The 14,753-nt window shown below is 61.8% G+C and carries 16 protein-coding genes; 3 read left to right on the plus strand and 13 right to left on the minus strand.

What is annotated here, in order from left to right; all coding sequences use genetic code 11:
* Positions 1–86 precede the first annotated feature (86 nt).
* Both secD and yajC read right to left on the minus strand, forming a co-directional pair.
* Complete coding sequence (secD, locus tag GOB94_RS08490; RefSeq protein ID WP_182275530.1) at positions 87–1,667, minus strand: protein translocase subunit SecD; 1,581 nt, start codon at positions 1,665–1,667, stop codon at positions 87–89.
* Between the two features lie 58 nt (positions 1,668–1,725).
* Complete coding sequence (yajC, locus tag GOB94_RS08495; RefSeq protein WP_182275531.1) at positions 1,726–2,055, minus strand: preprotein translocase subunit YajC; 330 nt, start codon at positions 2,053–2,055, stop codon at positions 1,726–1,728.
* Between the two features lie 408 nt (positions 2,056–2,463).
* Between yajC and GOB94_RS08500 the strand changes: the two genes are divergently transcribed.
* Positions 2,464–3,756: an MATE family efflux transporter gene (locus GOB94_RS08500; RefSeq protein WP_255484401.1), complete on the plus strand. Its 1,293-nt coding sequence runs from the start codon at positions 2,464–2,466 to the stop codon at positions 3,754–3,756.
* Positions 3,757–3,929: 173 nt separating this feature from the next.
* Here GOB94_RS08500 and GOB94_RS08505 read toward each other — a convergent pair whose 3' ends face one another.
* From GOB94_RS08505 to GOB94_RS08515, 3 genes are all read right to left on the minus strand, one after another.
* Complete coding sequence (locus GOB94_RS08505; protein ID WP_182275533.1) at positions 3,930–4,598, minus strand: hypothetical protein; 669 nt, start codon at positions 4,596–4,598, stop codon at positions 3,930–3,932.
* 87 nt (positions 4,599–4,685) lie between these two features.
* Positions 4,686–5,063, minus strand: coding sequence for a hypothetical protein (locus tag GOB94_RS08510; RefSeq protein WP_182275534.1), 378 nt, complete (start codon positions 5,061–5,063; stop codon positions 4,686–4,688).
* Between the two features lie 66 nt (positions 5,064–5,129).
* Positions 5,130–5,756: an NAD(P)H-dependent oxidoreductase gene (locus GOB94_RS08515; protein ID WP_182275535.1), complete on the minus strand. Its 627-nt coding sequence runs from the start codon at positions 5,754–5,756 to the stop codon at positions 5,130–5,132.
* A 52-nt stretch (positions 5,757–5,808) separates the two neighbouring features.
* Here GOB94_RS08515 and GOB94_RS08520 point away from each other — a divergent pair, with 52 nt between their 5' ends.
* Positions 5,809–6,498: a TetR/AcrR family transcriptional regulator gene (locus GOB94_RS08520; RefSeq protein WP_255483753.1), complete on the plus strand. Its 690-nt coding sequence runs from the start codon at positions 5,809–5,811 to the stop codon at positions 6,496–6,498.
* 344 nt (positions 6,499–6,842) lie between these two features.
* On the opposite strand, the gene GOB94_RS08525 is transcribed toward GOB94_RS08520, so the two are convergent.
* The 7 genes from GOB94_RS08525 to GOB94_RS08555 form a co-directional block, all read right to left on the minus strand.
* Positions 6,843–8,027 carry a carboxypeptidase-like regulatory domain-containing protein gene (locus GOB94_RS08525; protein WP_182275536.1) on the minus strand — a complete coding sequence of 395 codons (1,185 nt, stop codon included), beginning with the start codon at positions 8,025–8,027 and terminating at the stop codon, positions 6,843–6,845.
* Positions 8,028–8,171: 144 nt separating this feature from the next.
* Positions 8,172–9,344, minus strand: coding sequence for a tRNA guanosine(34) transglycosylase Tgt (locus GOB94_RS08530; protein ID WP_182275537.1), 1,173 nt, complete (start codon positions 9,342–9,344; stop codon positions 8,172–8,174).
* Positions 9,345–9,367: 23 nt separating this feature from the next.
* Positions 9,368–10,138, minus strand: a complete 771-nt coding sequence (locus GOB94_RS08535) for a hypothetical protein (RefSeq protein WP_182275538.1) — start codon at positions 10,136–10,138, stop codon at positions 9,368–9,370.
* Positions 10,139–10,175: 37 nt separating this feature from the next.
* On the minus strand, positions 10,176–10,508 hold the full coding sequence (locus GOB94_RS08540) for a hypothetical protein (RefSeq protein ID WP_182275539.1): 333 nt from the start codon (positions 10,506–10,508) through the stop codon (positions 10,176–10,178).
* Complete coding sequence (locus GOB94_RS08545) at positions 10,505–11,032, minus strand: RNA polymerase sigma factor (protein WP_182275540.1); 528 nt, start codon at positions 11,030–11,032, stop codon at positions 10,505–10,507. The genes GOB94_RS08540 and GOB94_RS08545 overlap by 4 nt, the downstream gene beginning before the upstream one ends.
* 226 nt (positions 11,033–11,258) lie before the next feature.
* Entirely contained in the window at positions 11,259–12,155 is an 897-nt protein-coding gene (locus GOB94_RS08550) for a hypothetical protein (protein ID WP_182275541.1), read from the minus strand.
* Positions 12,156–12,205: 50 nt separating this feature from the next.
* Positions 12,206–13,090, minus strand: a complete 885-nt coding sequence (locus GOB94_RS08555) for a hypothetical protein (protein ID WP_182275542.1) — start codon at positions 13,088–13,090, stop codon at positions 12,206–12,208.
* Positions 13,091–13,245: 155 nt separating this feature from the next.
* On the opposite strand from GOB94_RS08555, the gene prmC reads away from it, so the two are divergent.
* Positions 13,246–14,097, plus strand: coding sequence for a peptide chain release factor N(5)-glutamine methyltransferase (gene prmC / locus GOB94_RS08560; protein ID WP_255483754.1), 852 nt, complete (start codon positions 13,246–13,248; stop codon positions 14,095–14,097).
* A gap of 30 nt (positions 14,098–14,127) precedes the next feature.
* On the opposite strand, the gene GOB94_RS08565 is transcribed toward prmC, so the two are convergent.
* Positions 14,128–14,604: a DUF4126 domain-containing protein gene (locus GOB94_RS08565; RefSeq protein ID WP_220464894.1), complete on the minus strand. Its 477-nt coding sequence runs from the start codon at positions 14,602–14,604 to the stop codon at positions 14,128–14,130.
* Positions 14,605–14,753: the final 149 nt, after the last annotated feature.

Raw genomic sequence — 14,753 nt, forward strand, 5'->3', positions numbered from 1 at the left:
CGATATTGATTTGTTTTGCCTTGGCCGTTAGCTAAGAGCTAAAGGCTAATGGCTAATGGCTAATGGCTAATGGCTAATGGCTGTTCTTAGATCGAAAGCGCTGCGCCGCGTGCCTTCTTGCTCAGCAGGTAGTCGAAGATGGTGCGCGAGACGAAGACCGCGGTAAAGATGTTGGCGAGCAGACCGAAGACGAGCGTGACCGCGAAGCCCTGGACCGGGCCGGTTCCGAAGATGAAGAGGATGCCCGCCGAAACAACCGTCGTGACGTGGGTGTCCAGGATGGTGATCCAGGCATGGCCGAAGCCGTCCTGGATGGCCGCCGCCGCGGTCTTGCCGAGGTGCAGCTCTTCGCGAATACGCTCGAAGATCAGCACATTGGAGTCGACGCCCATACCGATGGTAAGGATGACGCCCGCGATGCCCGGCAGCGTAAGCACCGCCGAGCTGAACCCCATGAAGCCGAGCAGGATAACCAGGTTGAGGAACAGCGCGATGTCCGCGTTGATGCCTGCGCCGCGGTAGTAGATGAGCATGAAGACCATCACGGCCAGCATGCCGGCGATGGCGGCGACAACACCCTGATGGATGCTCTCAGCGCCGAGCGACGGCCCAACCGTGCGCGTCTCAAGATACGAGATCGACGCAGGCAGCGAGCCGGTGCGCAGCATCAGGCTCAGGTCCTGCGCCTGGTCCTGCGAGAAGCCGCCGGTGATGCGGCCCTGGTCGCGGATAGCGGACTGGATCGTCGCCGCCTCGCGCACCTGGTTGTCGAGAACAATGGCCATCATGCTGCCCTTGTTGTCGTCGGTGTACTTGTAGAAGCGGTCGCCGGCCTCGGTGGTCAGGTTGAAGGTAATGTCGGGACGGCCGTTCTCGTCGGTCGAAGGCTGTGCGTCGCGGAAGTCCGTGCCTTCCACGATGGCGAGGCGCTTGAGCAGATAGACCTCATCGGCGCCACCGGCCCCGTTCGAGCCCTTCATCAGCACTTGGTCGGGCGGCACAACGCCATTGAGCGCCGTCATCGCCGACTGCATATCCGAGTAGCTATTGACGACAGCGTGAATCTCAAGCTTCGCCGTGGACTGGATGATGCTCTCGACGCGGTCGGCATTGCTCACGCCGGGGATCTCGACAAGGATCTGGTTGTCGCCCAGGCCGTACTGCTCGATGACAGGCTCCGAGACACCGAGCTTGTCCACGCGCTCGCGGATCGTCTCGATGGACTGCTCGAGCGTACGGGATTCGAGGTCGCGGATAGCGGCCTGCTTCATCGTCAGGGTGTAGCCGCCCGTGGCGGAGGAGACGTCATAACCGGAGTACGCACTGCCGTTGAGGATGTCATGCACGCCGGACTGCTGCGTGGCACTGACGCCCGTGACGGTGATGACCTCAGGATGCAGCGGATCGAGCTTGGTGGCCGTGGCGCCTGCGGTGGCGAGCGCGGTGTTCAGGCTCTGCACGTCGCGGTCGGTCGCCGTGTTGATGGCCTCAGCCACGTGTACCTGCAACACCAGGTGGATGCCGCCCCGCAGATCGAGACCGAGGTGGATACGGTCAGTGAGGGACTGCTTGAAACCACCGTGCGGAATCCCGAAGATTCCGTAGACGAAGATCACGAGGACTGCCACGATAAAGCCGATTCGTCCGGCCAGTTTGTTGCTACCCATCTTGAAGATCCTTAGAAGCTATGAGCTTTAAATAACGAGAGACTTTTACTGAAAATTTTTACGCTTTGGGGGCCGCATCGTCCGTGGTGACGGCGGCGACAGCGCTCTTGGCGAACTCAAGCTTGATGCCGTCCGGCGCGGTCTTGATGACCAGCACATCGTCCTTGACCGAAACAATGGTGCCGCGGATGCCACCGTTGGTGGTGACGCGGTCACCAGCCTTCAGCGAGGCGAGCATCGCCTGCCAAGTCTTCTGCTTCTTCTGGTTCGGAGCAATCAGCAGAAAGTACATGACGACGAACATCAGCAGCAGGAACGGCAGGCCGCCCAACTGGCCGAGAAAGCCCGGCATTGCGAAGAGAGCGAACCCTAGAATACTCAAACTCATGGTGAAACCTGCGGCCTGCTCGCTGCCATCGCAGCGCAGGGCAACATGCCCGCACGGATGGAGCCTTCCTTGAAGTTGTTAGGGGATTTCGGTTGCCGATTGAGCCGGGCAAGCGCCGCCAGGCGACCGCACGCTGAAGACACGCACCTTCAGACACACGACAGCGGGTGGCAGCGCAATCACACCTGAGCATTAAGCATCGCGGAACAGCGGGGGGATGTCAAGGAAATCGCGGGTTTTGGCACACGCAACAAGGACCACAGCAGGCAGCCGGACACTCATAGAGCCTTCATCGCAGATGCGATACCCTGAACCATGCTTTTCAAGACCAAGGATGTACGCAGCGAGTTGCCCGCGCTGATCCAATTGGCCGTACCGCTGATTGCGGGCGAACTGGGCTGGGTGTCGATGTCGCTGGTGGACACCATTATGCTGGGGCGGCTACCCAACTCAGCCCTCGCGATGGCCTCTGCCGCGCTGGCGCAGGTGCTCTTCAATACGCTGTGTTTCGGGGTAGGCGGCGTGCTGCTGGGGCTGGATACATTGATCTCGCAGGCACTTGGCGCGCGCGAGCAGACGCAGGCCAACCGCTGGCTGCTGCACGGTCTGGTGATGGCTGTAGCTCTCAGCGCCGTTCTGCTAGCACTCTTCGGGTTCGGCCCCGGCCTCATGCGCCTGATGCCGGTAGACAAACAGATTCTGAACGTCGCCATCCCCGCGATGCAGGGGCTGAACTACGGCACGCTGCCGCTGCTGCTGTACTTCACGCTGCGCCGCTATCTGCAGGCGACCAACCACGGCCGTCCGATCGCGATTGCGCTGATCTCCGCGAACCTCGTGAACGCCGCCGGCGACTGGCTGCTGATCTTCGGCCATCGCTGGACGCTGCTCGGCCACGTCTTCGCGGTCCCGGCCTTCGGCGTGGTGGGCTCCTCATGGTCCACGAGCTTCGCGCGCTTCTACCTCATGGTCGTGCTAGCCGTAGCCATGTGGTGGCTCGACCGCAAACACCAGTACGGCCTGCGCGGCGTCTCGCGCACCATCGAGCTGCAGCATCTGCGCCGGCTGTTCCTGCTGGGCGCACCCGCCGGCGCGTCGATCTTCGTCGAGATCGGCATCTTTGCGCTGGTCACCTCACTCATCGCGAGCTTCGGCAGCCACGCGCTCGCAGGCCACGAGGTCGCACTGCAGTGCGCGAGCACCACGTTCATGGTGCCGTTCGCGATCTCGTCCGCAACCTCGGTTCGCGTGGGGCACGCCATTGGACGCATGCGCACTGGCGCAGCCACCGTCGCGAACGCAGCGGCCGCAGGATGGAGCGGCATCGGAGCAGGCGCGGCGTTCATGCTCGCGGCCTCGCTGGTGATGCTCACCATGCCGGAGCACATCGCGCGCATCTTCACGCCGGACAAGGGCGTGATTGCGGCAGCCGTGCCCCTGCTCGTGATCGCATCGGGCTTTCAATTCTTCGACGGCATCCAGATCAACGCCACCGGCGCGCTGCGCGGAGCGGGCAACACCACCACAGGCCTATTGACACAGCTCGTCTGCTACTGGGTCATCGGGATGCCGCTGGGTTACCTGTTGGGCTTCAAAATGCACATGGGCGCGGCCGGTTTGTGGTGGGGCCTGCTGATTGCCTTGACCGGCGCGGCCATTGTGCTGGGCACGGCCTGGCACAGAACGCTTCGTACCCTGTAGGCACTCCTATAGCGATTAGAGCATTTCTCTCAAAGGTATAGTCGTTGCCTTCAGCGCCAAAGGCGCGACAGATATCAGCCTAGGCCGAAGGCCTAGGCAATCGGCCAATCGCAGGCCTGAGCGCTGAAGGCGCGACAGATAGATGCGGGCTTACACCTAAGAAGAAAAATGCTCTAGTCGGTGAGCGCCTGCTGGGCAATCTGGTGGGCCTCGTCGAGAAGCTGCGGCCTCACCTCCAGGATCACTTCATCTTCACCCATCGTGTCGTCGTCGCGGCTGTCATTCCATACATAGGAGACGCCCGCCGCACCGAGCGCATGGGCCACAAGCAGAGCGTCGTCACGTAGAAAGATACCAACCTGCGCAAAGTCCGCAAGGGCCTCAAACGGCTCCGCCCCCTTCGCTGCAGGATAGAGGTTCATCGCCTGCTGCAAGGCCTGTTTAGCCTTTGCGGCGTCCGCCCGTTTGACGATCAGGCCCAGCCGCATGGGGCCGCCGTCATCGCGCGGGGAGACCTCGTCCCAGTTGATCGTGCGGCAGAGGACCTCCTGCCGCTGAAGGATGCGCAGAGCTTCGCCAAGCTGAAAGGCATCGGAGAAGGTGAAGATGCAGATCTCGTCCGCGGCAAGTGCGGCGGAGCCGGTCGGGTCTTCAGCAGGAAGCTCAGGTTGCGCGGCCGCAGGCTGCGGCGCCGCGATGCCGCGCTCATGCATCACCTGTTGCAACGCCTGCTGCGCGAGGTCGGTCAGGTCCTCGTGCTGTTCGTACAGAGCCAGAAGTTCCGGCTCGCTTCTCTCTGCATAAAGCGCGCAGAGGTCCTCCAACTGTCTGTTTGCTGCCATAAAACTGAGGCTATCACTTGCCGGTTACGCAAAGAAAACGGGCCGCAGTAGCGCCTGCGGCCCGTCTCTCCCTCAAGGGCGGAGAGCTTACGCCTTCGCCTCGAAGATGCCGTTGAATGCGGAGCGGTGCCCCGCGAACACGAGCAGCCACAACACGACAACGATGAGCGCCAGCGGCAGACCACTCGGTGCCAGGAACGCGTGGAAGAGGAAGATATTGACGATGACCGGGCCAAGCAGCACCAGCGCCAGGGGCACGTAACGACCCACAAGCAGCAGCACCGCCGGAACCAGCTCCAGTAGAAAGACCACGATCAGGATGTGGGAGACAAAGAGCGCACCCATATACTGCCCGGCCACACCCGGAGGTGGGGGCATCGGGATGAAGTGGAGAAATCCGTTGGCGCCAAAGATAAGAAAGATGAGGCCCAGCAGATACCGTGCGATCAGTGCGGCGATCCTCATAGTGTTGTTCCTTTCAAAGAAGAATGAAGTGGGTACAAAACGCTGCGGTGAAGCTATACCGAACGCTTATGCGTTGGCGAAGGCGGCATGGATAGCCTTGAGCTGCGGAGCCAGAAATTCTGCCCGGTCAGCGCCATAGTTCAACGCGGCAGCGCCATAGGCACTCTGGAAGGTGGTGTCGACGACACCGAGGAACCCGAATGTCGCGCGCAGGTAAGGCTCTACGAAGTTGTACGCGGCAAAGGGCGACGCCGCGCTGTAATCGCCGCCGGTGGCGATGAAGAAGTGCGCCTTCTTGCCATTGAGCAGCCCCTGCGGCTTGCCATCGACATACGCGAACGTGACACCGACACGCGCGATCTGGTCGATCCACAGCTTGAAAGCGCCGGGAACGCCGAAGTTGTACATCGGAATGCCGAAGACGAACTCATCGGCGGCAAACAGCTCACCCGTCAGGGTGTCGGAGAGAGCAAGTGCAGCCTTCTGCTCGGCAGTGCGGGAGTCGGCAGGCGTGTAGGCGGCACCGATCCACTGGCCGTCCACCGGCGCCAGGGGGGTGGTTGTGAGGTCGCGAGTGATGACAGTGCTGCCGGGGTTGGCAGCCTGCCAGTGCTTGACGAACTCGGCGGTGAGGGCGCGGCTGACAGAGTGGTCGCCGGTAGGGCTGGAATCGAGATGTAGAAGTGTCGACATGGTATTGAATCTCCTTCACGACAACTGATGTCTAAACAACAAGTGTCGATTCATGAATACACGACAAATGTTGGATAAGCAACAACTGATGTCAGGAGGTAGACTGGAAATCGTGGCGGACAGCGCACAGTTCGATCTGGAAGGAATCGTGGAGGCTCCGGCTCTTATTAGGGAGTCCGAGACGAGCCAGGACCCGCGTATCCGGCGGACCCGCGACCTGTTGCAGCAGGCGCTGGATAGCCTGTTGAAACAAAAAGAGTTCGACAGGATATCCGTGCAGGACATCACAGACGAAGCAGGCGTAAACCGGGCCACCTTTTATGCCCACTATCCGGACAAGTTCGCCCTGCTGGAGTGCAAGGTAGCGGGCGACTTCAACGCCCTGCTCGTCGAGCGCGGCGTGACCTTCGACGGAACCTGTGCCGGTGCGCTACGCAGTATCGTGCTGGGGGTATGCGACTTTCTGGCACTGACACAGGGCTCAGCCTGCCAAAGGCAGCGGCAGATGGAACCCCACCTGGAGACGGCAATGGTGGCAGTCGTCCGAAAGATGCTGCTGGACGGTTTGAGGCGGCACGACGACGGCAGCGACATCTCGCCCGACCTGCGCGCGGCAACCATCAGCTGGGCAATTCTGGGAGCCGCGAAGGAGTGGGTGCGTACACCCGAGCGGCCAGCTTCCGACGAGATCGCCGGCACGGTCGTAAGGATGATCGCCCCGATCCTGCATCCTGCGGACTAATCAGTCTCCAGCCTGTCAACCCTCTCCACCCGCAACACGCACATTCTAAACCATATCCAGAAACACATTCCCCACCCTCAAACCTCTAAAATAGAAGTAGGAAACAAACTGGTAACTGGCTCACTGGCAACCTGGCAACTGAAAGCGCAATCCCGACCCTTGGCAGGGACGTTCTCACAGGCACAATTCACTATCCTCTATCCCCTTTGTTTCCCATATCATACCCGTAACCATATACAGAGTCAGCCACTTACCCCCGGGATCACCCCGTAAGTCGCTGATTCTGCTGGATACCACTGCTACATAGGGGAGGGGGAGGGGGGTATCGGATATCCCCAAAAACCTCACTTGCTCTGGACAGGTGTCAGAGTCGCCGCAAACCCGCTGATGTCCGTATCGGTGACGACGATGGCCTGCGAGAACGGCTGGAAGCTAACAGCCGGAGCTGACGGAGTGTTGTCCGAGCCACCGCGGCGATATCCCTGAAAGGCCTGTGTGCTGGCCCCGCTGATGGCCAGGACATAGTTGCCAGGTGGAACGTAGCGCACCGCGAACTCGCCGTCGGAGTCAATGGAGCCACGCAAGACGAGCGAGGAGTCGCTAGTGTCCGTGATCGTGACCCTGCCAGAGGCGACGCTCAGGTCCGGGTTCGAGCTGGTGGCGTGTCCGCTGACCGTGCGCAGAGAACGGAGGTCGAGGTTGAGCAGCACATCCGTGCGCTCCTCACCCACCTGAACGGAGTAAGACTTGGCAGCACTCTTACGGAAGACTCCCGGCGCGTAGGAGCGAAGCGCGGAGATAACAAAGCCGCCGCGTCCGCCGCCGAACTGTGGCCTGCTCTGGATGGTTGTGGTGAGCAGATAGTCGCCGGTAGGCAGACCGGAGATGCGGAACATGCCGCGATCGTCGGTCATGGAGAACTGGTTGTAGCCACCGAATGAAAGGCCGGAGAGCGGCGCTGGTAGTTGGGTCGTGGTCTGCGTGGCGAGCGTGGCGTTGACAGGAAGCCCGGCGGCAGCGCTGCCGTCCTCCCAGGTAACCCGGCCGGAGAGCGCGCCACCGCGCTGCAGAGTCACAGTTACAGAGCTGGTTTCGTTCGCGTCCACGTGGACGATGGGAAGACTGGCGAGCAGTTGCGCAGGATCGGAACCGCCGCTGACCGCAGCCTCCAGCAGCAGCCGTTCAGGGATAAAGCCGACGGCGGAGGCAGTGACATAGTAGTCGCCAGGAGCGATGTTACTAGCGGTAAAGGTGCCATCGACGTCCGTGCGTGAGCCGCCGCCACGGAATCCTCCGAAGCTGTTGCCACTGGACGCTCCGCTGACAGAGGCAACGCTCTGCAGCTGCACCTGCGCGAAGCGGATCGGCTTCTGAGTATCCTGCGCCAGAACGGTGCCGGTGACAGAGCCCGTGGAGGTAGCCTGCGGCGATGGGCTCGCAGCGGCGGTTTGAACGGCAGGAAGCTGCGGGACGGCCGCCCCAAGAGTTGCAAAACCCAGAAGGATGCGAAGACAGTACCCGGCACGCATACACACAGTATGGCGTCAGGACAGGATCGAAGCAATCGCATCCGGCACCCGCCTCTGCGGAGGCGTATCGCACTGTGTTACCGAGGATCGAAGAGATGGATGCTGACGCAAAGGCGCAGTGGACTGCGACAGTGGAGAAGAAGATCAGCGCACTGCAGTAGTCAACTCCGCGCGGATACGACGCATGGTCTCCAGATAGAACGCGAGATTGTGGATGGAGTTGAGTGTTGCGCCCAGCGGCTCGGCACAGACGAAGAGATGGCGCAGGTAGGCACGCGTGTAGCGGCGACACACCATGCAGGTACAGCCTTCGTCGATAGGCCGCTGGTCCTCGGCGTTCTCCTGCCGCTTGATGTTCATGCGCAGGACAGCACTGGTACGGTCGGCGGGATCTGCGCGAACGAAGAGCAGGCCGTGTCGGCCTGCGCGCGTGGGCAGGACGCAATCCATCATGTCGACGCCCATCTTCGCATACTCCTCAATCTCGTCGGGATAGCCGACGCCCATGACGTAACGCGGCTTGTCCTTTGGGAGCACTTCAAGCGAGAGCGCGATCATCTCGCGGGTGACCTCACGCGGCTCACCGACGGCGAGGCCGCCGATAGCATAGCCGGGGAAGTCCATCTCGACGAGGCGCTCAGCAGACTCGCGACGCAGGTCGCGGTACATGCCGCCCTGCACAATGCCGAAGAGCGCCTGATGCTTGCCAGCGAACTTCGCTACGTCATATCCGGTGGCCGCATCGCGATGGAGCGGTTGCGTCCAGGGAACCTCGTCTCGGTGTGCGAGCCAGTATTCTTTCGACCGGCGTGCCCAATCGTGCGTGAGAGACATGGAGTCGCGCGTACGCTCCCAACTGGCGGGCGTCTCCACGCACTCGTCGAAGGCCATCATGATGTCGGCGCCGAGCGCTACCTGCACGGCCATGGAGTGCTCGGGCGAGAAGAAGTGCTTGGAGCCGTCGAGGTGTGAGCGAAACTCAACACCATCGGCGGATATCTTGCGCAGCTTGGCGAGCGAAAAGACCTGGAAGCCGCCTGAGTCCGTGAGCATGGGCCGCAGCCAGCTCATGAAGCGGTGCACACCGCCAGCGCGAGCGATAAGCTCGTGCCCTGGGCGCAGGTAGAGATGATAGGTGTTGGCGAGGATAATCTCGGCGTTGAGCTCTTCGACGAGGTTCTGCGGCACGGCCTTGACTGTTGCGGCTGTGCCGACGGGCATGAAGACCGGCGTCTGTACGACGCCATGCGGCAGCTCTAACTGCGCGCGGCGTCCGCCATACCCCGTGGTGTTTTCAACTTGGAAGCGAAGCGACATCTCGCTTCATTGTAAGTGGCAGACTACTCAGGCTGCTTGTCCTTTGGTTTGCTCGAGCCGTCTTCAGTAGGCCAGTTCTTCTGGAACTCCTTCATGTCCTTCTGCACCTTGTCCATCTGCTTCTGCAGGTCTTTACTGTCGGGGAACTTGAGGTTCTTCATCGCATCCTGCACCTTGATCTGCATGTCGCCAAGGTTGAGATGATCGAGACCGTTCAGCATCAGGTCAAGGTGGATCTGCTCTTGGGGAGCAATCATGGCAAGCGTAGGCAATCCGGCCATCGAAGGCCCGATCCATAAGCCATCCAGTTCGCTATGGTCGCCATCGTGGCGTTGCTTGCGGATGGTGTGAATAAAGGTGAGTTCCTTCGGCTCGACCGTGATGATCGCTGTCTCGACGTAGCCGTCGGCACGGCGCTTGTTGCAGATGTCGGTGGACTCGCCGGTTTTGAAGTCGCGGGTGTGCACGGAGCAGTGCCAGTCGCCGGTGTTGAGCTTGTTGCGGAAGGCTTCGACGTCTTGCATGTTGTACATGCCAGGCTTGTCATAGCTGTAGGAGCGCACCACGTTCAACACCATGTTGTGAGCAGCTCTGCCGTTCGGGCCACCGACCATGTCGAGCGTGTCGGGGTCCATCGTCACCTCGTTCACGTCGCTCGCGCCTTTGGCAAAGACCTCTGTGCCAGCGAAGAGATCGTCCTTTACCGGTGCGCTCGTCTGCGCGGCCGCGGCCATTACCGCGAAGCCTGCCAATCCGGCTAACACCACCCTTGCCATCCATCTCGTCATCTTCATCCTCCTGTCCTCCAGTCCTGATCTTTCTGATCTCTTACTAATCCAACGGCACACCGGCACGCTGCAACTGCTCGCGAGCGTGGGCCAATGCCTGGTCCGTGATGCGTGTGGCCGTCTCGAACTGCTGGTTGGCCAACTGCCGCTCGTGATACTCATGCACACGCTCGCCGGTGAAGATGCCCAGCGCCAGCACCGCTGCGATTGCGCCTGTGACCCAGGTGCTGGTGCGTGGCGACATCACGAAGACCTTGCGGCGAGGCTCAACCGCTATCTTTTGCATCACACTGTCGGCGAAGCCCTCCGGGCTGTCGACGCGTTGCAGCGCCCGCGTCAGCCTTGCTTCAAACTGCTTGGTTTCGAATTCATTCATCGGACATACTCCTTCATGGTGACGGCAGCCTTTCTCCGCAACAGCTGCAGACCGCGCTGCAGGTTGCTCTTTACCGTCGCCAACGGCTGGTTCAATAAGTTCGCGATCTCATCCGGTGCCATCTCTTCCTGATACCGCAAGACGATCGCGATGCGCATCTGCTCAGGCAGTGTGCGCAGAAGCTCTTCAAGCAGGGCAACGACAGCCGCACTAAGCGCTTCGCCGTTCTCTTCGATGTGCTGCTCCTCGACCCACTCCTCGGCCTGGGCTTCCGGCCTTCGGGAGCGGCGGCGGAGGGCGTCGGTGGCACGGTGGACCGTGACGCGACGGAGCCAGAAGCGCACATGGTCTTCGCTCTCGAGCCGCGGCTGGCGCTGGATCAGCTCACGGTGCAGTTCGAGAAAGGCGTCCTGTGCCACCTCTTCGGCGGTGCCGCGCTCGCCCGTAACACGGAGCGCGAGCGAGAACACCATGCGTTGATGGGTCTCCACCAGTCTGCGGAAGTCGTTCGTTGCGATGCTCATCGACGGGATCAGTGAGGGCCCTCAATACCTGCTCACTCACCTATACGCAGCGGTTTGGCTGTTGGGATGCAGAATCTTCAGACGGATGTATTTTCCGGCCCTACCCCTCCCCCCTTTTAGGGGCTATGATCCGGAGCCAATTGAAGTTAGGGGTGGATACCGAACAAGCGGAGCTGACTTTTATTTGGAGGGGAAACGGGGTTAGTGTCGTATTGCGAGTGGCTTATCAGCTCTGCGAGGGTTGCTGCAGGAGGACAGCCACGGCCTCGGGTACAGAGAGGTTGTGGTCGAAGTAGTGGAACTCCGCCCGGGTGATGTCGCTGTTTTTGGCGATGCTCTTGAACAGGGCCGCCTTGCCACCGATGTCCGAGATGACATGGATGGTGCGCCAGTGGCCGTCGATCTGCTGCCGGTCGCTGGAGAAGTGGCTGCCCGAACGGACGGAGGCCAGCAGGCCGAAGCCGATGTTGACCGGCTGGGTGAGGTGGCCATCGATGTGGATGAGGCGGAACTGATTGGCGTCGACCTCGACGCTACCGCTCATGCCGTGCAGCACCTGGTCTTCGATGCCGCTGGGTGAGACTGCCGGGTTGGGGTGAAAGTCCATGTGCCAGACGCCGTCCTGCAGGTGCACGTTGTCGAAGAGGAAGTCGGTGGGCAGAAGCTCAAGCATGTGCTTCGCGTGCTGCTCGTCGTTGCGCTCGGCGACCTCCTTCTTCAGGAACTCCTCCGGGTGCGCGGCGATGGCGGCGAGCCGGTCATGCTCCTTCTGCACCGCTTCGGCGGAGAGCGGTACATCATCGACGGCGAGGAGCAGACGGACGCGCGCCTCGGCGGTCTCGACCACGCGCTCGGTCCACATGTGGCCGCCGGTGCGCTCGGAGCGCTCGTGCGAGAGGTACTCGTAGCAGTCGCGGTGCTCCGTGGCTTGCTGCTCATTGGCGATGAGGGGCTTCAGCACTTCGATGGGAGTTCGGGGGCCATCCGCCGCGAAGGAGCGGGGGGCGCAGCAGAGTACGAGAAGCGATGGAACGAGAAGCGAGGCGAAGGTCGCGGCAACGGGGAGCGAGGACGAACGAAGAATGGCGGACTCCTGTGAACGGCGCTGCGATGTTAGACGCAAAGCGCTGTTCTGAGTCTACGAGCCCTGGCCGGCGATTGCAGCCGGTACGGCTAGTTCGATGCCGTCAACATGGCCGATGTGGGAGAGTGCAGAAGCATCTCGGCTGCCTCGGGAACGCTCACATCGTGGTCGAGCGGCTGAAACTGCGAGCGATGCAGGTCGATGTTCAGATCGACAGTCTTGAAGATGACAGCTTTGGCATGTACCACCGTGGCGACGTGCATGGTGTGCCAGCGGCCGTCGATCTGCTCGCGGTCGCTGATGAAGTTGGTGCCGGGCTGAACGTCGGCGAGCAGGCCGAAGCCGATAGGGACGTCCTGAACCAGATGGAACTCCATGCGGACGAGACGGAGCTGGCTTGCGTCGATGACCAGCTTGCCTGCCATGTTGTGCAGGATGCGTTCCTGAACGCCGGAGGGCGTGTAGTTCGGGTTAGGGTGGAAGTCCATATGCCAGAGGCCGTCCTGAAGGACGACATGGTCGAAGAGGAAGTCGCGGGGCAGGACCTCGAGCATGTCGCGGGCGCGCTTCTCCTCGGCGCGGGTGTTCTGCTCATGCTTGATGAAGACTGCGGGATGCGTGCGGAGGTTCTCAAGCCGCGCGCGCTCCTGCTGCATGCGCTCGGGTGAGAGCGGCTTGCCGTCGATGGCGAGCAGCAACCGCATGCGGCCGGGCGGCGTTTCTACGACGCGCTCGGTCCAGAGATGGCCCCCGGTGCGGCCGGAGCGCTCATTGGAGACGTACTCGTACCGGTCAGGGTGCGCGGCGGCGGCGTTTTCGTTGTCGATCATCGCCAGCACGACCTGTTGCGGCGTTTGCAGGGCCTGGGGAGTGGCGGGCGTCTCCGCCGGCGCTGCCGCTGCGAGCAGAAGCAGGAGCATCCAGTGGCCTTTGCGAAGCGGCGAGTGTAGCGACGGCAGCCTAAGGCAGGACATAGCGATCACCTCCACGCCTGCAGTCTAGCTCCAGCGGCCTGCCAGAATGATTGCAGCCGTGTGAGAACTGAGGAACCGCCTGTGGAACGCTTTGCTCTGTGAATCTTTCGAGACTGACAGCGTGCGGCGCACGGGTATCCTTGAAGCCGATGCCCATGCGAGAACCCATGCCCGATACCGTCGACCATGCCCTTGCCGAAGCGGCTACACGGATTGCGCGGCGCGATGCGGAGCTGCTGCTGGGCCATGTGCTGGGGCGCGATCGCACGTGGCTGATGATGCACGGTGCGGAGACGATCACGGCAACACAGCAGGCCCGGTTGAAGGAGCTGACAACACGGCGCGAGACCCACGAGCCGCTGCAGTATCTGCTGGGCGAGCAGGAGTTTTATGGCCTGCCTCTGCGGGTGACGCGCGATACGCTGATTCCGCGGCCGGAGACGGAGCACCTTGTGGAAGCCGTGCTCGATTGGAGCCGGACGCAGGCGTCGATGTCGCGGATTGTGGATGTAGGAACTGGTACGGGCGCCATCGCGTTGGCGCTGGCGAAGCACTTGCCGGACGCGAGCGTCTTCGCTTGCGATATCTCTGCCGCTGGGCTGGCGGTTGCGAGGGAGAACGCGGAACGGCTGGGCCTCGGAGGCCGTGTTCAATTTCGGCAGAGCGATCTGCTGTCGGCGTATCGGTCAGGGGCAGGACAAGACAATCTCTTCGATGCCGTGGTGTCGAACCCGCCGTACATCCCGAGCGGAGACGCAGCGATGATGCAGCCTGAGGTCCGCGACCATGAGCCGCACCTGGCGCTGTTTGCCGGTGACGACGGACTCGATGTGTACCGGCGCCTGATTGTAGAGGCGCACGCCCTGCTGCGGGAAGATGGCTTGCTCGCAATGGAGATTGGGTACGGACAGCGCGAGGCGCTGGCAGCGCTGCTGAGTGGGTGGAAGGACGTTCGATTCTTCGACGACTATGCCGGCATTCCGCGCGTGGCGTTCGCAACGAAGTGACGATTGCAGTGCTCAAAGAGGGTTGGCAGTCTAGCTAAAGACGTTCAAGAAGCCGTGCAGCAGGTAGGAGCCGCACACCGCGATGGCCAACGCCAGCGCTGACTCGGTGAGGGCAGCGGGCAGATCTCGACCGAAGCGGCGAGCTGCCCATGCACGGAGACGGATGCCGCCAAATGCACCCGCGAAGACACCGGCCAAGACGAAAAGAATGCCGCCCACGAGGGGCTCATGGATGGAGTGCGCGGCCAGAGCGCCGACCAGAGCGCCGAAGACGCATCGTGCCAGCAACAGGGGCGGGTCCATACGGTTTGGCGTGATAGGAAGCGTGTCTGCGTAGTACTCGCCCAAGGCAGCAAGGGTGAAGATGAGAACGCAGACAGGGCTCGCGAACCAGAACGACCAGCCGGTCTGCGGCAGAAGGCCGAGCCAGGCAAACCAGCAGAGCACGGCGATCGCCGTCATCGTGCGCGCGCCTGTCGCCAGGCCCAGAAGAAAGTACCACTGCATCGGTTCCGTGCCTTGAGCTACTGCGGGTTGTAGTACTCGTCCTGGCCCGGTTGCTTTCCGTCGAGCTTGACCGGGGGTGACGGCGACGGCGTTCCGACAGGCTTAGTGGCCTGTTACGGAGCGAACTGGGGAGTGCAACCGGCGGACGC

The sequence above is a fragment of the Granulicella sp. 5B5 genome, from assembly GCF_014083945.1.
In the GTDB taxonomy this organism is placed as follows: domain Bacteria; phylum Acidobacteriota; class Terriglobia; order Terriglobales; family Acidobacteriaceae; genus Granulicella.